Origin of the sequence: Vibrio sp. SCSIO 43133 (assembly GCF_023716845.1) — a bacterium.
GTDB lineage: Bacteria > Pseudomonadota > Gammaproteobacteria > Enterobacterales > Vibrionaceae > Vibrio > Vibrio mediterranei.
Genome location: NZ_CP068024.1, coordinates 3,148,439 through 3,167,061 on the forward strand (window position 1 = coordinate 3,148,439; position 18,623 = coordinate 3,167,061).

General features: G+C 45.3%; 14 protein-coding genes. 3 read left to right on the forward strand and 11 right to left on the reverse strand.

Annotation, left to right across the window (positions count from 1 at the left end; translation table 11 throughout):
- The first annotated feature begins 8 nt into the window (after positions 1–8).
- Positions 9–1,073: an outer membrane-stress sensor serine endopeptidase DegS gene (gene degS / locus JKJ11_RS14715; protein ID WP_038222997.1), complete on the forward strand. Its 1,065-nt coding sequence runs from the start codon at positions 9–11 to the stop codon at positions 1,071–1,073.
- A gap of 100 nt (positions 1,074–1,173) precedes the next feature.
- Here degS and parC read toward each other — a convergent pair whose 3' ends face one another.
- The 6 genes from parC to nudF all read right to left on the reverse strand — a co-directional run bounded on the left by parC (position 1,174) and on the right by nudF (position 8,090).
- The gene (gene parC / locus JKJ11_RS14720) at positions 1,174–3,450 is read right to left on the reverse strand and encodes a DNA topoisomerase IV subunit A (protein WP_006074464.1); all 2,277 of its coding nucleotides are present in this window, start codon (positions 3,448–3,450) and stop codon (positions 1,174–1,176) included.
- A gap of 2 nt (positions 3,451–3,452) precedes the next feature.
- A complete protein-coding gene (gene parE, locus JKJ11_RS14725; RefSeq protein ID WP_038224343.1) occupies positions 3,453–5,333 on the reverse strand; it encodes a DNA topoisomerase IV subunit B in 1,881 nt (626 codons plus the stop codon).
- Between the two features lie 237 nt (positions 5,334–5,570).
- The gene (gene yqiA / locus JKJ11_RS14730; RefSeq protein ID WP_252038388.1) at positions 5,571–6,158 is read right to left on the reverse strand and encodes an esterase YqiA; all 588 of its coding nucleotides are present in this window, start codon (positions 6,156–6,158) and stop codon (positions 5,571–5,573) included.
- Positions 6,158–6,982, reverse strand: a complete 825-nt coding sequence (gene cpdA, locus JKJ11_RS14735; protein ID WP_252038389.1) for a 3',5'-cyclic-AMP phosphodiesterase — start codon at positions 6,980–6,982, stop codon at positions 6,158–6,160. Before cpdA ends, yqiA begins: the two co-directional genes overlap by 1 nt.
- A gap of 28 nt (positions 6,983–7,010) precedes the next feature.
- Positions 7,011–7,457 carry a DUF1249 family protein gene (locus tag JKJ11_RS14740; protein WP_006074454.1) on the reverse strand — a complete coding sequence of 149 codons (447 nt, stop codon included), beginning with the start codon at positions 7,455–7,457 and terminating at the stop codon, positions 7,011–7,013.
- A gap of 9 nt (positions 7,458–7,466) precedes the next feature.
- Positions 7,467–8,090: an ADP-ribose diphosphatase gene (nudF, locus tag JKJ11_RS14745; RefSeq protein WP_124940283.1), complete on the reverse strand. Its 624-nt coding sequence runs from the start codon at positions 8,088–8,090 to the stop codon at positions 7,467–7,469.
- A 236-nt stretch (positions 8,091–8,326) separates the two neighbouring features.
- Here nudF and tolC point away from each other — a divergent pair, with 236 nt between their 5' ends.
- Positions 8,327–9,640, forward strand: coding sequence for an outer membrane channel protein TolC (tolC, locus tag JKJ11_RS14750; protein WP_038224336.1), 1,314 nt, complete (start codon positions 8,327–8,329; stop codon positions 9,638–9,640).
- 65 nt (positions 9,641–9,705) lie between these two features.
- On the opposite strand, the gene hldE is transcribed toward tolC, so the two are convergent.
- The 5 genes from hldE to JKJ11_RS14775 all read right to left on the reverse strand — a co-directional run bounded on the left by hldE (position 9,706) and on the right by JKJ11_RS14775 (position 17,707).
- The gene (gene hldE / locus JKJ11_RS14755) at positions 9,706–11,136 is read right to left on the reverse strand and encodes a bifunctional D-glycero-beta-D-manno-heptose-7-phosphate kinase/D-glycero-beta-D-manno-heptose 1-phosphate adenylyltransferase HldE (RefSeq protein WP_006074448.1); all 1,431 of its coding nucleotides are present in this window, start codon (positions 11,134–11,136) and stop codon (positions 9,706–9,708) included.
- A 121-nt stretch (positions 11,137–11,257) separates the two neighbouring features.
- Complete coding sequence (gene glnE, locus JKJ11_RS14760; RefSeq protein WP_252038390.1) at positions 11,258–14,107, reverse strand: bifunctional [glutamate--ammonia ligase]-adenylyl-L-tyrosine phosphorylase/[glutamate--ammonia-ligase] adenylyltransferase; 2,850 nt, start codon at positions 14,105–14,107, stop codon at positions 11,258–11,260.
- Positions 14,108–14,198: 91 nt separating this feature from the next.
- Positions 14,199–14,969, reverse strand: a complete 771-nt coding sequence (locus JKJ11_RS14765; RefSeq protein WP_006074443.1) for an ABC transporter permease — start codon at positions 14,967–14,969, stop codon at positions 14,199–14,201.
- A gap of 5 nt (positions 14,970–14,974) precedes the next feature.
- Positions 14,975–15,895 (reverse strand): ABC transporter ATP-binding protein, encoded by a 921-nt coding sequence (locus JKJ11_RS14770; protein ID WP_038223002.1) that lies wholly within the window; start codon positions 15,893–15,895, stop codon positions 14,975–14,977.
- Positions 15,896–16,060: 165 nt separating this feature from the next.
- A complete protein-coding gene (locus JKJ11_RS14775; protein WP_006074439.1) occupies positions 16,061–17,707 on the reverse strand; it encodes a SulP family inorganic anion transporter in 1,647 nt (548 codons plus the stop codon).
- A gap of 232 nt (positions 17,708–17,939) precedes the next feature.
- On the opposite strand from JKJ11_RS14775, the gene can reads away from it, so the two are divergent.
- A complete protein-coding gene (gene can, locus JKJ11_RS14780; RefSeq protein WP_006074438.1) occupies positions 17,940–18,599 on the forward strand; it encodes a carbonate dehydratase in 660 nt (219 codons plus the stop codon).
- Positions 18,600–18,623: the final 24 nt, after the last annotated feature.

Here is an 18,623-nt window from a genome sequence, read left to right on the forward strand (position 1 = left end):
AGGAAATGATGCTGAATTTTCTAATCCGATCGGTATCTATGGGTCTAGTAACCGCACTATTAGTACTATTGGCCGTCCCTTCTCTAAGACAGAACATCATACCTCAAAACTTGACTGCTCAACCTGCAGACAATAGCAGCCTACAGATTTCATTTAACCAAGCTGTGCGTAAAGCCGCTCCTGCGGTTGTGAATATCTACAGTCGACAGTATAAAGAAAATGACCGCACCACTCTATCCACACAAGGACTGGGATCTGGCGTTATTGTTAGCGACAAGGGCTACATCATTACCAACTATCATGTGGTCGCGAATGCCGACCAAATCATAGTCGCGCTGCAAGATGGCCGAGTGGCAGCAGCACAACTGGTTGGTAAAGATCAACGCACGGATATTGCGGTTCTGCGCATTGAAGGTGGTAACCTACCCGTAATCCCACTCAACCCCAATTATTCCCCTAAAGTTGGCGATGTTGTCTTAGCGATTGGTAACCCTTATAACCTGGGACAAACCACTACTTTTGGTATTATTTCGGCAACAGGACGCTCTTCTATTAGTGCCGGTGGAATTCAAGCGTTCATCCAGACAGATGCAGCGATAAACCAAGGTAATTCAGGTGGAGCTCTAGTCAACACACTTGGTGAGCTAGTTGGCATTAATACGGCTTCTTTCCAACAAGCAACCGACCTTGAAACCTATGGTATTTCTTTTGCAATTCCTTACCAGTTAGCCAGCAAAATCATGGAAAAGATTATTGCCGATGGTCGAGTGATCCGTGGCTATATTGGTATCGATGGGCAGGACATAAACTCGGTAACCGCTCGGTTACTAGGAAATGAACATATTGGCGGTATTATTGTTCTTGGCTTAGACCCCGAAGGCCCAGCGGCAAAAGCAGGAATCAAAGTTCAAGACATCGTCCTCATGATAGATGGCAACAAACTCAATGGACGTCAGGGAGTGCTAGATTTAGTAACAGATCTAAGACCTGGCACCACCGTTGACGTTAAGCTACTTCGTGATGGCAAAGAGCTTACCGTACCTGTTACAGTAGGCGAAGATACTCGCGAGTAAAAGGGATTCGTTTAACGACCAGACTATGGATTAATCCTTTGAACTCAAAAAAATCTCCGAGCGAGCTCAGAGATTTTTTTATTTGGTCGTAAAGTTCGAGTTATTCTTGAACTTCTTCTGAGGCACTCTCACCCGAGTCGACTTCAATGCGCGTGACACGCTGCAATCCACGAGGCAACAGACCACCTCTTCTACCGCGCTCACCACGGAAGTTCTCTAAGTCGGCAGGCTTCAAGCCGAGCTTGCGTTTACCTGCATAGAGCGTGATAGTTGCGCCTTGTGGCAACGCCATGAGATGGGAAACAAACTCTTCTCGGGCTTTCGCTTTGGCGGAAGGAATGTTGATGATCTTGTTCCCTTTACCCTTACCAAGTTGAGGTAAGTCTTTAATCGGGAACAGTAGCATACGCCCTTGGTTAGTGATGGCAAGAATCTCGTCTGACTCTAGGTCACCGATCATTGACGGCGTTATCACTTCAGCTCCTTGTGGAAGCGTGACAAGTGCTTTACCGCTACGGTTCTTAGAAAGCAAATCTGAACCCTTACAAACGAAGCCATAGCCTGCATCAGACCCCACAAGCCATAACTGAGACTCTTCACCCATCACTACTTGGCGAATGTTCGTGCCAGCATTAATGTTCAAACGACCAGTAATTGGTTCGCCCTGACTTCTTGCTGATGGCAACGAATGTGACTCAAGCGAATAACTTCGGCCATCACTGCCCAGGAATACCGCAGGCTGGTTGCTCTTACCTCGCGCGCTGGCCAGATACTTATCACCAGCTTTGTAGTTCAAGCTGCTAGCATCCACGTCATGCCCTTTAGCATGACGAATCCAGCCTTTTTCAGACAGTACAACCGTAATTGGTTCACTAGGAACAAGGTCTCGCTCGGTCATTGCTTTTGCTTCTGCACGCTCAACAATTGGCGAGCGGCGGTCATCGCCGTATTTCTCTGCATCCGCTTGAATCTCTTTCTTGAGCAAAGTATTCATGCGACGCTCAGAGCCCAGAAGTTTTTCTAGCTTCTCACGTTCTTTTTCTAATTCTTCTTGCTCGCCACGGATTTTCATTTCCTCAAGCTTAGCAAGATGACGAAGTTTGGTGTCTAAAATAGCATCAGCTTGAATATCTGTGATTCCGAAACGTTCCATAAGCACAGCTTTCGGCTCGTCTTCGGTACGAATGATTTCAATCACTTCATCCAAGTTTAGATACGCGACCAACAAACCTTCTAAGATGTGCAAACGAGCTAGGATTTTATCTAGGCGATATTGAAGGCGTTTACGTACTGTCTCGCGACGGAATTGAATCCATTCAGATAGGATTTGAACCAAACCTTTCACTTGTGGACGATTGTCCAGACCAATCATATTGAGGTTAACTCGGAAGTTCTTCTCAAGATCGGTCGATGCAAACAAGTGATTCATTAGCTGATCACAATCGATGCGGTTTGAACGTGGCACCACGACAATACGAGTCGGGTTCTCATGGTCTGATTCATCGCGCAGATCATCGACCATAGGTAGCTTCTTAGCACGCATCTGGTTGGCAATTTGCTCTAGCAGTTTTGCGCCCGAAACTTGGTGTGGCAAGGCAGTGATAACAATATCAGAGCCCTCTTTATGCCATACAGCGCGCATCTTCACGCTGCCACGACCGGTACGATAAATTTTCTCTAAGTCAGCACTTGGCGAGATAATTTCCGCTTCCGTTGGATAGTCTGGACCTTTAACAAAGTCCATCACTTGCGGCAAATCGGCTTTAGGATTGTCGATAAGATGAATGGTCGCATCCGCAATTTCACGAACATTATGTGGCGGAATATCGGTTGCCATACCAACGGCAATACCGGTAATACCATTGAGCAAGATATGCGGTAAACGAGCGGGAAGAATCTTTGGTTCCTTCATGGTGCCATCGAAGTTTGGTTGCCATTCAACCGTGCCTTGACCAATTTCACCTAACAGGACTTCCGCGAACTTAGACAGTTTTGCTTCGGTATAACGCATTGCAGCGAATGACTTAGGATCGTCAGGCGCACCCCAGTTCCCCTGACCATCAACTAAAGGGTAACGGTAGGAAAACGGCTGAGCCATCAATACCATAGCTTCATAACAAGCCGAGTCGCCGTGCGGGTGATATTTACCTAGAACGTCACCAACGGTACGAGCAGACTTTTTGTACTTGGCTGCGGCTGACAAACCAAGTTCTGACATCGCATAAATAATACGACGTTGAACTGGTTTTAGGCCGTCGCCAATATAAGGCAATGCACGATCCATAATGACGTACATTGAATAATTCAAATAGGCGTCTTCGGTGAACTTTCGCAGAGGCAGTTGTTCTACGCCATCAAAAGACATTTCAGTGGACATTGTTATACCTCAGCCATATCACCGTTGTTTTGCAGCCAACTACGGCGATCATCTGCTCGTTTCTTACCTAGCAGCATATCCATCATTTCGTCGGTCGCTTCATCGTCATCAATTGTCAACTGAACCAGACGACGAGTGTTTGGATCCATCGTAGTTTCGCGAAGTTGAAGCGGGTTCATTTCACCCAGGCCTTTGAATCGCTGTACATTAATTTTCGCTTTCTTCTTACTTAAGCGCTCAAGAATGCCATCTTTTTCATCATCGTCTAGGGCATAGAACACTTCTTTGCCACAGTCGATACGATACAAAGGAGGCATCGCTACATAGACATGGCCAGCAGCAACGAGAGAACGGAAATGCTTGGTGAACAGAGCACACAACAGTGTCGCAATGTGAAGTCCATCCGAGTCCGCATCGGCAAGGATACAGACTTTACCGTAACGCAACCCGTCAAGATTTTCGGTGTCAGGGTCAATGCCCAGTGCTACCGAGATATCATGTACTTCTTGCGATGCTAGCACTTGGTCCGCAGACACTTCCCAAGTATTGAGAATCTTACCACGCAATGGCATCACCGCTTGGAACTCACGGTCACGTGCTTGCTTAGCACTACCACCCGCAGAATCCCCTTCCACAAAGAAGATTTCTGTACGATTTAGATCTTGTTGCGAACAGTCTGTAAGCTTACCCGGAAGCGCTGGGCCTGAAGCCACCTTCTTACGCACGACCTTTTTGCTCGCTCGCATACGGCGGTGCGCATTGGCAATGCAGACTTCCGCTAACTGTTCTGCTAGCTGAGGCTTTTCATTTAGCCATAAGCTGAACGCATCTTTAACGACACCAGATACAAATGCTGCACATTGACGTGAAGAGAGACGCTCTTTAGTCTGCCCAGCGAATTGCGGGTCTTGCATCTTGATAGAGAGAACGTATGAACAACGCTCGAACACGTCATCACCCGTTAGCTTCACACCGCGAGGCAATAAATTACGGAACTCACAGAACTCGCGCATTGCGTCAAGCAAACCTTGGCGAAGACCATTAACATGCGTACCGCCTTGAGCCGTTGGGATCAAGTTGACGTAGCTTTCAGTGATCATCTCACCGCCTTCTGGCTGCCAAATTACTGCCCACGTTGCCGCTTCAGTTTCTGCGGAAAACTCGCCAGTAAATGGTTGCTCAGGAAGAACCGCATAACCTTTTACGCCTTCTGCCAGATAGTCTTTTAAACCATCCTCATAAAACCACTTATAGTCCTTGTTATTCACCTTATCGGTAAAGGTGATTTCAAGACCTGGGCAAAGCACCGCTTTAGCGCGTAGGTTATTGATAAGTCTTGTAACAGAGAAGTTAGCCGAATCAAAATAGCTAGCGTCTGGCCAGAAGTGGACACTGGTGCCTTTATTGCGACGACCACATGTGCCAGTCACGGTCAGTTCTTCAACTTTGTTGCCGTTTTCAAAAGCCATTTCATAGACTTGACCATCACGACGGACAGTAACTTCAACACGCTTGGACAGGGCATTTACAACCGAAATACCTACACCATGTAGACCACCAGAGAACTGGTAGTTTTTGTTTGAGAACTTACCACCCGCGTGCAGCTTACAAAAAATCAGCTCTACGCCTGAAATCTTCTCTTCTGGGTGGATATCAACTGGCATGCCTCGACCATCATCGATGACTTCCAAAGATTGGTCTGCGTGCAGAATTACTTGTACCTTAGAGGCATGTCCGGCTAGCGCTTCATCGACACTGTTATCGATGACTTCTTGGCCCAAGTGGTTTGGGCGCACTGTATCCGTATACATCCCTGGTCGGCGACGTACTGGCTCAAGCCCATTGAGTACCTCAATGGCTCCAGCATTATATTGTTCTGTCATAATACGGAAATTTTACTCAAATAAAGATTGATACTTAGCAGCAAAAATAGAGATTGTGGCTTTATACCACGCCTGTTAGAAGACACTTTACTGTCAAAATATGACAAACTTCCAAGGCTTACGCGTAAGTACAGACACATCATACTCTGGCTCTGAGGAAGTGTTGTCAAGTTTCAAGCCAAAGTTGGGGATAAATTTATGACTGTCTCCTCAAGCAGAGACGAAAAAAGCACCACTTTAAAGCGCTAAGAACTCAATTATCCTTTCTGGATAGCGCTCAAAACCTATAAAGCTATGATCTCCATCGGCTTCCACCGTTTGCTTACTGTGCTGATACTTTGCCACGGCTTGACGATAATCTAAGACTTCATCACCTTCTTGTTGCAATAACCAAAAGTCATCAGGTTTTTTAAGCACCGGCACATCTAATCTCTTAAGCTCATCGATATGCTTATGCTCAAGGGTATAACGTTCGTGAGTATAAGGGTTCTCTTGCTCACCGAGAAAATCGAGCAACAACTCGTAGGGTTTAACAGCAGGATTCACCAACACTGCTTTCAATCCATATTGAGCATTGAGCCAAGTTGACAAATAACCACCAAGAGAGCTACCAACTAACGCAATTTGATAGTCATTGTGATAGCGCTCTATCAATTGCTGTAGTAGTTCAGCGGCTTGTTGAGGAAAACAAGGCATTTGCGGAACTAACACTTTGATATCAGGACGATGCTTCTGGCAGTATTCCGACATTACCTGCGCTTTAACCGATAAAGGCGAGCTGTTAAAACCATGAATATATAAAAGCAGCGGCTTCTTTTTCGTCATCAGTAGCCTTCCGCGTTAAAGTCAGGTCTAAACGAGCCGTTAGCAAGGCGTTTCACTTCTGTGCGTAAGCAGCCATCCTCTCTTAGTTCCAGTTCCCGCCAACCCGGAGAGCGGACGTCTAGCGCGAACTCGTTCGAGTTCGGTTTAAACTGCACACAAGTAGAAGGCGTTGCCAGCACACGCACTCCGCCATGCATTTCATCTAGTTCTTGATGAATATGGCCGCAAAGCACGGCACGAACATTGTCATGCTTTTCGACAACACTCCAAAACTCATCCGCATCTTTTAGCGAGTGTTGATCGAGCCAAGCACTGTTCACTAACAATGGATGGTGATGCAGCAATACTAAGGTATGTCTGTCACAATGCGCAGAAAGCATACGGTCTAAAAACTCGAGTTGACTATCACTCAAGCGACCATGAGGTACTCCTACAACCTGAGAGTCAAGCAGCACTACCTGCCACTTCTCCCCTAGAAGAACGTGGGTAACATCTTGAATAAGCGGTGAGCTCACTACACTATTCATACAAGGTTTGTAATCGTGATTGCCTGGCAACCAGTAGCAAGGAAGAGCTAACGGCTCAATTCCCGCAACAAATTTCTCATATGAAGCTTCTGTGTGGTCTTGCGAAATATCACCAGTCGCAAGCAAGGCATCGAATTGAGTGCCTTGTGCAACGATTTCAGCCACAACAGCATTAAAACTTTCTTGGGTATTAACACTCAGTAGGCAGCCATCTTGCGGCGCAAATAGATGCGTGTCGGTCAATTGCAGCAACCTGACGCTACTTAACTGAGATTCATCACTGGGTGTTGTTTTCAAAATATAGAAACCTGAACATCAAATTCTTTCAGCTTCGATACATAATCGGAGCTCGACTAATTCCATTTTTTAAGCAAAAAGTTAGCCAATCACTTAGAAATTGATTGAACTGAAATTTTTCATCTTTTTGCAGCATTTTGGCGTTGGGATAATCATAACGCGCATTTACTCGCGAAGTTTGCTCACAGTTGCAAACTTCTGCGACCCTAGCATCGTGATAGAGTCGTACCGTCATTTTAGGCAATGGAAAAACAGGAAGCTCATCATCTTGGCAAATTTCGACCAATGTTGTGTACTTCGTCACTTCTAGAACTTCCAATTGATAGGTCAAATTTGCCGCTTGGTAGCAACGGACATCTCCAACCGTCGGTGTTGTTGGAATCAAGCGATTCAATTTAGCGTAATTCGTTTCATAGATCCGCATTAGCTCCGCAAGATCAACATGATACGTATTACTATCGACAACGCCTACCATAGAAAATTCCTACCAACTTGCCTGTAATTTGCGGTAATTAAGCTCTAACCATTGCAATGCAATGATCGAAGCTCCATTTTCAATTTCTCCGCTTTCTACCATCTGATACGCCGCTTCACGAGACACAACGCGAACTCGTATATCCTCTCCCTCTGTCTCCAGGCCATGGACGCCACTAGCGAGTGATGCGTCAACATGCCCGACAAATACAGAGATGCGTTCTGAACATCCACCAGAGGAAGGGTAGTAGCGAGTGATGGGGACTAATGCCTTAACTTCTACTCCAGCTTCTTCTACCGATTCACGACGGACCAGTTCTTCAATCGTTTCATCTTTGTCAACGATGCCTGCGACGATCTCAACCTGCCATGGGTTTTCATGTTCAAGGGCACCAACTCGGATTTGCTCAATTAGTACTACCTCGTCACGAACAGGATCATAAGGCAGCATCGCAGCAGCCCCACCGCGAACTAACATTTCTCTGTCAATTACGGAACTCCAACCGCCTTCAAACAGTCTATGCTTGAAGCGATATAGAACCATTTCGAAGAACCCTTTGAACACCGTTTGTTTTGACATTATTTCTACATCGTCAGATGTAAACTTATCATGCTGTTGTAAAGAGTCTTTCATCACTGACCTCTGGCTGAAGTTAATCTTATAGTCTACTCAAGGAAAGGGGGTTCTACCAACGACAAGGTTCAACTTTTTACGCAATAATTCAAATAAAATTTGCTTTTGGTTAATTATTTGTCGCAATTTTAGGTGAGCTTGCGTAAAAAAGTGCAAAGTTTCGAGTGAATTACGGTCATTTTAAGTTAAACTGTGAATCATACCCTTATCAGTATTATCAGGCAGGATTAGGACAAATGAAAAAACTGCTTCCATTATTTATCACAGCTGCATTAGGAAGCGTAAGTGCAGCGGCATGGGCCGACTCCCTAACGGAAATCTACGATCAAGCTAAACAAAACGATCCTCAGCTATTAAGAGCTGCGGCACAACGTGATCGTGCATTTGAAGCCATTAACTCTGCTCGTGCGACTCTGTTGCCACAAATTAACTTAACGGCTGGCTATAACGCAGTAAGAAGCGATATCGATACTGCCGATAGTGACAAACTGAGTGCTGGTGTTGGGTTCTCACAAGAGCTTTATAACCGTACTAGTTGGATCACTCTAGACAGTGCTGAGAAAACGGCTCGTCAAGCAGATTCACAATACGCTGCAGCACAACAAGACCTAATCCTACGTACTGCACAAGCTTACTTCGAAGTACTACGTTCAAAAGATAACCTTGAATCGGTTCGCGCTAACAAAGCGGCGGTTGCTCGTCAGCTAGAGCAAACTAAGCAACGTTTCGAGGTAGGTCTTTCAGCGATTACTGACGTTCACGATGCACAAGCACAATACGACCGAGTGTTGGCTGATGAAGTTGTTGCAGAAAACAACTTACTTAACCAATATGAAGCGCTTCGCGAAATTACAGGTCAAGAGCACAAGAACATCGATGTTCTTGATACCGACCGCTTCTCCGCAGCACGTCCAGAGCAATCCGTGACTTTCTTCCTCGAAGAAGCCCAGAATAAGAACCTAGATCTACTTTCTGCGCGTATCGGTCAAGACATTGCTAAAGACAACATCACGTTAGCAAGTTCTGGTCACCTTCCAAAACTAACATTGGATGGTGGTTACAACTACGGCAACGAACGTAACAATAACAACGTAGCTAGCCAGTTTGATGGAAGTAACGCTTTCAATGCAGGTATTAACCTATCAGTACCTCTATACACTGGTGGCAACATTACCTCGCAAACCAAACAAGCAGAGTTCGCATACGTTGAAGCAAGTGAACAGCTAGAGCAAACTTACCGCTCAGTTGTGAAGAATGTTCGTGCAAATAACAACAATATCAACTCTTCTATTGGTGCTATTCGCGCTTATGAGCAAACGGTGATTTCTGCTGAGTCTGCACTAGAAGCCACTAAAGCTGGTTTTGATGTTGGTACTCGTACTATCGTTGACGTGTTAGAAGCAACTCAGGCACTTTATAACGCCGAGAGCAACCTTTCTGATTCTCGCTACGACTACATCATTAGTATTCTGAACCTACGTCAATCGGTAGGTACATTAAGCGAGCAAGATATCGTTGATATCAATGCTGGCCTTAAGAAAGCGAAGTAATTGCTAACTGAAATAAAAAGGGACGCGGATGCGTCCCTTTTTATTTGTTTATGCTGACGGAAGGATTATCCACGGCCACCTTTGATAGCCTCAATGATCTCAGTCGTTGAGCAGCCATCTTCAAAGTTCAGTACTTTTACTTCACCACCAGCCGCGATTACCTCTTTACCACCTGCAATCTCTTCTGGCTTATAGTCACCGCCTTTAACAAGCAGACTTGGTAGCACTTCTGAGATCAAGCGTTGTGGCGTTTCTTCAGAGAATGGTACAACCCAATCAACAGCCCCTAGACCAGCAAGAACAGCCATACGGCGATCAGTTGGATTAACCGGACGACCTGGTCCTTTTAACGCTCGAACAGATTCATCTGTGTTCACAGCAACAATTAAGCGATCACCCAGTTCAGCAGCGTGGTTTAGATAAGACACATGTCCTGCGTGAAGAATGTCAAAGCAACCATTCGTCATCACGACGGTTTCACCTTTAGAGCGCGCTTTCGCTACCGCTTCAATCAACGCAGCTTCACTAATCACACCGAAATCAGTATCTTGACTACCGTGAACCGCTTCAGCAAGTTCAATGGTAGATAGTGTTGATGTACCAAGCTTACCAACAACCACTCCAGCTGCTGCATTAGCCAACGCACACGCCTCATCAAGCGGTTTACCTGCTGCTACTGATGCAGCCAATACAGAGATAACCGTATCACCCGCACCAGTAACGTCATACACTTCTTTCGCTTGTGTTGGCAAATGGAACGGCTCCTGATCTTTACGAAGTAAAGTCATACCATGCTCACTACGTGTCACCAATAATGCTTCAAAGTCGAACTCTTTAATTAGCGCATTACCTTTCTCGATAAGCTCTTCTTCGCTTTTCACTTTGCCTACAACATGCTCAAATTCCGCCATGTTTGGTGTTAGCAATGTTGCGCCGCGATAGCGTTCGAAATCAGCCCCTTTAGGGTCGATAAATACAGGAACACCTGCGGCTTTCGCTTTCTGGATATACGCTTGAACATGCTCTAGTGCACCTTTGGCATAATCGGATAGCACCACAGACTTCACGTTTGGTAACGCTTGATCCATCTTTGCGAGTACAAGCTCAGGATCGGTATTCTCGAACTTATCTTCAAAGTCCAAACGAATCAGTTGCTGCCCTCGGCTCAAAACACGAAGTTTGGTGATAGTTGGGTAGTTAGGTAATGCAACAAAATCACAAGTTACTTTCAACGACGTCAGTGTTTCAGTCAGTACTTTTGCTGGTTCATCCATACCAACAAGTCCAATAGTATGTGCATGACCACCTAGCGAAGCGATATTCATAGCAACGTTGGCAGCGCCACCTGGACGTTCTTCGTTATTTTCTACTTTTACTACAGGAACTGGGGCTTCTGGAGAAATACGCCCTGTCGGACCATACCAGTAACGGTCTAACATAAGGTCACCGACAATCAATACGCCAGAGTCGCTGTAATTCGGTAGGATGGGTTTCATTTCTGTACTCCAATATGATGTAAGAGGGCTTAATTATGCCCTCTTGTCTTAAATCTTTTGGCTAAGCCATTGAATGGATAGTAGCACAACTCTTCGTTTCAATACCAAGCTGAAGCAAGAATTACCCTAGCCACTGTTTCCATGCTTCAACGACGATGGCTTTCTCTTGAGTAAACTTACTATCGTCAACATCCGCGTCTAAGTTGAGCAAGTTACGATGATGAATTTCATCACGCAATGTGGTGTAGGCGTGAGTAAGTGCCATCGCTTGCTCTTCTTCCATCACACCTTGTGACATCATTGACTCAAATATACGCACATTATCCGACCAGCGTGTCAGCTTTGGCTTGTCATGACTGTATTGCAACACCAAATACTGGGCTAAAAATTCAATATCAGTAATACCCCCAGCATCTTGTTTAAGCATAAATCGACCCGCTTTTTTACCCCCTAAATGGTCGCGCATTTTTTCTCGCATATCGACCACTTGCTGTTTCAATGTCAATTCATCACGAGCGGTCCGAAGGACGTCATCGCGGGTGTTTTCAAATGCGTGTTGCAGAAATGCATCACCGTATATCATACGTGCTCTGACCAAAGCTTGGTGCTCCCACGTCCAAGCATCATTATGCTGGTATTCATCAAAGGCGTCAGTCGGACTCACTAACAGTCCAGACGCGCCGGAAGGACGCAGTCTAGTATCCACTTCATACAGAATTCCCGATGCTGTTCTGGTTGAGAATATGTGGATAATGCGCTGTGCTAAACGAAGATAGAACTGACGACCGTCGATATCCTTTTTTCCGTCGGTGTACGCGCTTACCGGACAATCATGCATAAACACAATATCCAGATCAGAGTTGTAACCTAGCTCCCAACCCCCTACTTTACCGTAGCCAATCACGGCAAAACCTTTGCTGCCACGATCTTTCAAGTGTGTTGGTTCACCATATTTAGCCGCCATTTGCTGCCAAGCTTGGTTTATGCCCGCCTCTACAATAGCTTCAGCCAAATACGTTAAATGATCACTTACTTTCATAACAGGCAGTACGCCTGCAATATCGGCGGCCGCTATTCTCAGAATACAGGTCTGTTTAAACTGACGCAGCGCCTCCATCTGCTGCTCCATATCCTCTTCTGGAATACGAGCTAGATAATCCCGTAGTTCGGTCTTATAGGACTCAAGAGGTACTGGGTTGTAGAGATGCGCAGGATCAAGCAACTCATCAAGCAAGATCGGATAACGTCCAAGCTGTTCCGAGATCATTGGACTTGCCGTACAGAGCCTCACTAACTGCACAAGTGCGGCTGGGTGCTCATCCAATAGCTCAAGGTAAGTCGTTCGAGTCACAATACGATGCAGAACATGCAGCACTCGCGATAAACCAAACTCTGCATCTTTATGGGCATAAATGGCACTAAAGACTTTAGGCATCAATCGATTAAGTACTTCACGCCCACGAGGGCCTAGTGTTTTCTTGGCAAGATCCGCTTTAAACTGCTGAATGGTTTTCTGTTTGTCGGCTGGATTCTCCACATGAAGATCATGCTCTAGCAAGTGTTCGATCACTTCTGGTCGATCCGCCATATCCCATAACTCATGGAAGTGCTTAGCGATTGGGTTCGCGTCTTCTTCGTCCTCATCTTCGCCAATCAAGTTAGCAAACACCTGATGTACATTTAGCATATGCAACTCAGTTGCTTGAATCATAGCAGACCAGCTTTCAAATTGCATCGCACACGCTAATTTGAGCTGGTCGCATGGCTTATCAGGTAGTGTCTGAGTCTGCTTATCGGCCATGGCTTGCAATAGGTTTTCCAACCGACGCAAGAAACAATAAGCCGAACGCAGCTGCTGGACATTTTCTGACTCTAGTAGAGACAGAGTGTCGATTGCATCAAGCGTTTCCAGTAACCCTCGACCTCTTAAACTCGGTTCACGTCCTCCACGAATAAGCTGAAACACTTGAGCGATAAATTCCACTTCACGAATACCGCCTGGTCCGAGCTTAATATTATTTCCTAATCCGCGTCTGCGAACTTCGCTACTAATCATCGATTTCATGCGCCTTAATGACTGGATGGCACTAAAATCGATATAACGGCGGAACACAAAAGGGCGCAGCATTTTACGCAGCTCTTGGTATTGTGGATACATCTCACTGCCCATTACACGCGCTTTCACCATCGCATAGCGTTCCCAATCACGACCTTGCTCTTGATAGTAATCTTCCAGTGCCGCATAACTCATCACCAATGGTCCACTCTCACCAAATGGGCGTAATCTCATATCCACTCGGTAACAAAAGCCATCAAACGTCTGCTGATCAAGTGCTTTGATGATTCGCTGCCCTAGGCGTGTAAAGAATTGAGCATTAGCAATTGAGCGACGCGTCCCCTGTGTTTCACCGTTTTCTGGATAAGTGAAAATGAGATCGATATCCGATGAGAAATTCAGCTCACCGCCACCGAGCTTCCCCATACCGATAATCAACATTGGCTGCGCTTCACCCTCTGCATTGCAAGGTGTACCCCATTCCAAGCAGCACGCTTTATATTGCCATTGATAAGTCTCAAAGATCATCGCTTCAGCTAACATGGAAAGATGGTGCAGGCTTTGTTCTAGACTCCAGTCACTAGTAAAATCGCGCCACGCGATATATGTCATTTCGCGATTTCGGAATCGACGTAGAACACGATGACCTTCCGTTTCGCTACCACAAGACTCAAGTTGAGTAGCCAATCGCACTCGATAATCCTCAGCTCTACTCTGCTGCGATAGCATGTCAGGTAGATCCGCGAACAGCCCTTCATCTTTCAATAGTGACTCTTCCACAAAACAGCTCATCGCCATGACATACTTTAGCTGTTGTTGTCGCTCTGGAGTCCAATGGGATAGGTCAGAATAGGCTTGTTGAATTCGCTCAAACGCTGATTGAGCATCGTGTTGTAATTTGGCAGGCAGTTGCATTTGTCGTCCTTGTCTCGACTGAAACAAAAAGTGGCAGCTACCGCTACCACTTCATTGATCACATATCAGTGTATTACGCTAGAATCTTGCTCTAGCTTCTAAGGCCAATACCCTTAGTCACCAAATGATGGGCTACTCCATAAAGTACCACGATAAACACCAAGAGTACGCCAAAAGATGTCACAATCCCTACATCCGACACACCTAAGAAACCGTAACGGAAAGCATTGACCATATAAACGATTGGATTGATTTTGGATACACCTTGCCAGAACTCAGGAAGCAGGCTAATGGAATAAAACACACCGCCTAGATATGTCAGCGGTGTCAAAACAAAAGTGGGAATAATCGATATATCATCAAAGGTCTTGGCATACACCGCATTAATAAGACCACCGAGTGAGAACACCACCGACGTCATAAACACAGTCGCGATAATTACTGCCCAATGTTCAACTTGTAAATCAACAAAAAACAGCGAGACAAAAGTTACTATCGTGCCAACCAGCAACCCACGTACAACACCGCCCATGACAAAACCAGCAATGATGACGTAATTGGGAACAGGTGCGACAAGAAGCTCTTCAATATTGCGCTGAAATTTGGCACTAAAGAAGGACGAAGCAACATTCGAATACGAGTTAGTAATCACCGACATCATGATAAGGCCAGGAACAATATATTCCATGTAACTGAAGCCGTTCATTTCACCGATTCGAGATCCAATCAGACTACCGAAGATGATGAAGTAAAGTGTCATGGTAATTGCTGGCGGTACTAGGGTTTGTACCCAAATTCGAGTAAAGCGATTAATTTCTTTCGTCAGAAGGCTTTTAAATGCCGTCCAATACAAACCGTACAAATTCATCAGTTTGCCTCCGTTTGATTACGCACAATAGAAACAAATAACTCTTCAAGTCGGTTGGCTTTGTTCCTCATTGACAGCACTTTAATACCAGCCTCGGAAAGCTGAGTGAAAATGTGGTTCAACCCCTGAGTTTTCTCAATTTCTATCTCCAAAGAGCCATTCACCACATTTTGCGATTTAACCCCTTGTAACTCAGGAATATCAACGCTTGCGTCGATATCGAGAATAAACGTTTCTACATCCAGCTTATTAAGCAAAGCTTTCATCGATGTGTTCTCAATCAGCTCACCGCGTTGGATAATACCGATGTTGCGACAAAGCAGTTCCGCTTCTTCAAGGTAGTGAGTTGTCAGAATAATGGTGATGCCTTGTCGATTAATCTCTTTAAGGAAATCCCACATTGAACGACGAAGTTCAATATCAACCCCAGCAGTCGGTTCATCAAGAATGAGTAGTTTGGGCTCATGCATTAGAGCGCGAGCAATCATAAGTCGACGCTTCATTCCTCCGGATAGGTTTCGTGCTCGCTCGCTACGCTTTTCCCAAAGGTCTAGCTGCGAGAGGTATTTTTGCGCGCGTTGTTTCGCCACATCCTTAGCAACACCGTAATACCCTGCTTGCTGAAGAACAATCTGCTCAACGGTTTCGAACTGGTTAAAGTTGAACTCTTGTGGCACCAGACCAAGTTGTTGCTTCGCCAGTTCAAGTTCATTATCAATATCGTGACCAAACACCGAGACCTTGCCCGATGTTTTGTTGACTAGAGACGTAATGATACCGATGGTGGTCGATTTACCCGCACCATTAGGTCCAAGCAAAGCATAAAAGTCTCCCTGCTCAACTTGAAGACTCACCCCTTTTAGCGCTTCAAAGCCACCCGCATAGGTCTTTCTTAACTGCTCAATTTCTAATGCGATCATAATTTGCACCGAAGAATGCATCATTGGAATAATTTGATATTTCCAATGATATCGAAAAGTTTGAATATACCCTTACACATGATGATGATGGCTCAATTTTTCAAGTGGTGGTGATAAATTGGCTATAAAAAAAACGAGTATGTTAGTACTCGCTTTTTATCCCTTTTAAGCCGTTGCCTTATATGCGGCATCCAATGCGTGTTCTCGCTGCTGATAGATATTGCCATCCGGAACAAGATCAATAACGTGGAATTTATCCAATTGCTGTCGAGTTTGCGTATTTGGACATAACAAGTACACCTGACACTCTGCGTCTTTGGCATCCTTGATGGCATTTTCTAGAGCAAGACCAACCGTTACGTCGATCATAGGAACATCGGTAAGGTCGAGTATCATCGCTTGATAATCGGCAATACTTGAGTGTTGTCTTGAAATTGCTTTAGAGACACTAAAAATCATTGGCCCAGATAAGTAGAAAAACAGTACCTTACCTTGAGTTTGTTCTAGCAACTCTCGCTCATATTCACTTAACGGCACATCGTCGTCATCAGCATCGCTGATCGCTTTTACCTGACGAGCTTGCTCACGGCTCAATCTTTCGATAATGATGATATTCGAGATAAACACACCAAGGCCTACGGCAACGATAAGATCTACAAATACAGTCAGCAGCATAACACCGTACATGATCGCCATACCGGCCAAACTCACCTTATGTGCTCGCTGAATAAAGCTCCAATCCAGTATGTTAAAACCGACATAAACAGCAATGCCTGCCAACACCGCCATTGGAATAGGTTCAGTTAAACCACTTGCTACCAGTACCACCAGCGCCAACACCAATGCCCGCACCACACCAGACAATGGAGAGCGAGCCCCTACTTGGATGTTGGTCACCGTCCCCATCGTCGCACCCGCTCCCGGTAAAGCCCCAAACAAACCTGCGATAAGGTTAGCTAACCCTTGGCCGCGCAATTCCTTATCTGAGTCATGCTCTTTCCGAGTTAGAGAATCACCGATAACAGCTGTTAATAAGGTATCAATACAGCCTAATGTGCCGAGTACAAGCGCATCGATAAGCATGGTAGTCAGCATTTCGGCGTTAAAATGCGGTATGACTAAAGAAGGCAAACCTGCTGGAATCTCGCCAATTCTGCGAATACTCTCACTACTGAAAAACAGCATAGATATCACTGTGACTAACACCAGCGCCACAAGCTGCGGAGGAATATGTTGACGGTATTTTTTAGGGAACAGAAATAGAATCGCTAACGTCAGTAACCCAAGGAATAATTCTGAAAAGTCGATATGGGTCAGCAGTTCAGGTAATGCCCTGATTGTCCCAATAACGCCGCCCGTTGGCGCGGCTTGTCCCAATAGTGGCGCCAGTTGAAGAATCACCAAGATCACACCAATTCCCGACATGAACCCTGAGACAACACTGTATGGCATCAAGGTAACGTATTTTCCGAGTTTTAACGTACCAAGCAAGATTTGAAAAATACCCGCCATCATAACGACAGTGAAGGTCATCGCCATCCCCGTTTCCGGGTACTTAGCCATCATTGCTGTCAATACCGCTGTCATGATGACCGTCATAGGGCCTGTCGGTTCGGAAATAAGGCTAGAAGAACCGCCAAATAGAGAGGCAAACAACCCCACCATGATTGCGCCCCACAGCCCGGCTTCTGCGCCTGCTCCAGATGCCACACCAAACGCCAACGCCAGTGGCAATGAAATAATCGCGGTAGTTACCCCGCCAAATACATCCCCTTTAAGGTTTATATCTTCAAAACGACGTCCTAACTTCATTACTATCCTTGAAAACAACCAAAAAATTGCCTCACCTTAACAAATGTGACAATAAGTTAATAACTAATAAGGGCCATTCAATTTTCATAAGATATAAGTTTTTTTCACTGAATCGTTAAGTCACTGATTTTAGGTACATGAACACGTCAGATGAGTACATTTTGATACTTTTTTTTCGAGATTCAATTTGTAACATTGTGTATAGTATCTCGAATTATTGAAGGGAAGTATCATGCCGGAAATCAAACAACTCTTTGACAACAATTCAAAGTGGTCTGAAGAAATTCGCTCCGAAAGACCAGAGTATTTCGCAAAGCTAGAGGAAGGCCAAAACCCTGGATTCCTTTGGATTGGTTGCTCCGATAGCCGAGTACCAGCAGAGCGTCTAACGGGGTTATATTCAGGCGAACTCTTTGTTCACCGTAATGTTGCCAACCAAGTCATTCATACCGATCTTAACTGCCTATCTGTAGTGCAATACGCGGTGGATGTGCTAAAAGTCAAACACATTATCGTTTGTGGTCACTATGGCTGTGGTGGCGTGAATGCTGCTATTGATAACCCACAGCTTGGGCTCATTAACAACTGGCTTCTACATATACGCGATTTGTACTTAAAGCATCGTAACTGGCTCGGTGAATTGCCACGCGACATGTGGGGTGACAAGCTTTGTGAGATTAACGTTGCTGAGCAGGTGTATAACCTAGGTAACTCAACCATTATGCAAAACGCTTGGGAACGCGGCCAAGAAGTTGAAGTTCATGGTGTGGTCTATGGCATTGGTGATGGTAAGTTGCAAGATCTCGGTGTTCGCTGTTCAAGCAGAGAGAGTCTTGAAGTAAATTACCAAGCTGCCATGTCGAAAATATTGAGTACCGAAGTATTAAAATAATTCAGTATTTAGAAAAATGCCCAT

Bases quoted from the DNA above. Each gene is read 5' to 3' on its own strand.
- hldE (WP_006074448.1), bottom strand. From the start codon at position 11,136: ATGAAACCCATCCTACCGAATTACAGCGACTCTGGCGTATTGATTGTC.
- degS (WP_038222997.1), top strand. From the start codon at position 9: ATGCTGAATTTTCTAATCCGATCGGTATCTATGGGTCTAGTAACCGCA.
- nudF (WP_124940283.1), bottom strand. From the start codon at position 8,090: ATGAAAGACTCTTTACAACAGCATGATAAGTTTACATCTGACGATGTA.
- can (WP_006074438.1), top strand. From the start codon at position 17,940: ATGCCGGAAATCAAACAACTCTTTGACAACAATTCAAAGTGGTCTGAA.
- yqiA (WP_252038388.1), bottom strand. From the start codon at position 6,158: ATGACGAAAAAGAAGCCGCTGCTTTTATATATTCATGGTTTTAACAGC.
- glnE (WP_252038390.1), bottom strand. From the start codon at position 14,107: ATGCAACTGCCTGCCAAATTACAACACGATGCTCAATCAGCGTTTGAG.
- JKJ11_RS14740 (WP_006074454.1), bottom strand. From the start codon at position 7,457: ATGGTAGGCGTTGTCGATAGTAATACGTATCATGTTGATCTTGCGGAG.
- parE (WP_038224343.1), bottom strand. From the start codon at position 5,333: ATGACAGAACAATATAATGCTGGAGCCATTGAGGTACTCAATGGGCTT.
- parC (WP_006074464.1), bottom strand. From the start codon at position 3,450: ATGTCCACTGAAATGTCTTTTGATGGCGTAGAACAACTGCCTCTGCGA.
- JKJ11_RS14775 (WP_006074439.1), bottom strand. From the start codon at position 17,707: ATGAAGTTAGGACGTCGTTTTGAAGATATAAACCTTAAAGGGGATGTA.
- JKJ11_RS14770 (WP_038223002.1), bottom strand. From the start codon at position 15,895: ATGATCGCATTAGAAATTGAGCAGTTAAGAAAGACCTATGCGGGTGGC.
- tolC (WP_038224336.1), top strand. From the start codon at position 8,327: ATGAAAAAACTGCTTCCATTATTTATCACAGCTGCATTAGGAAGCGTA.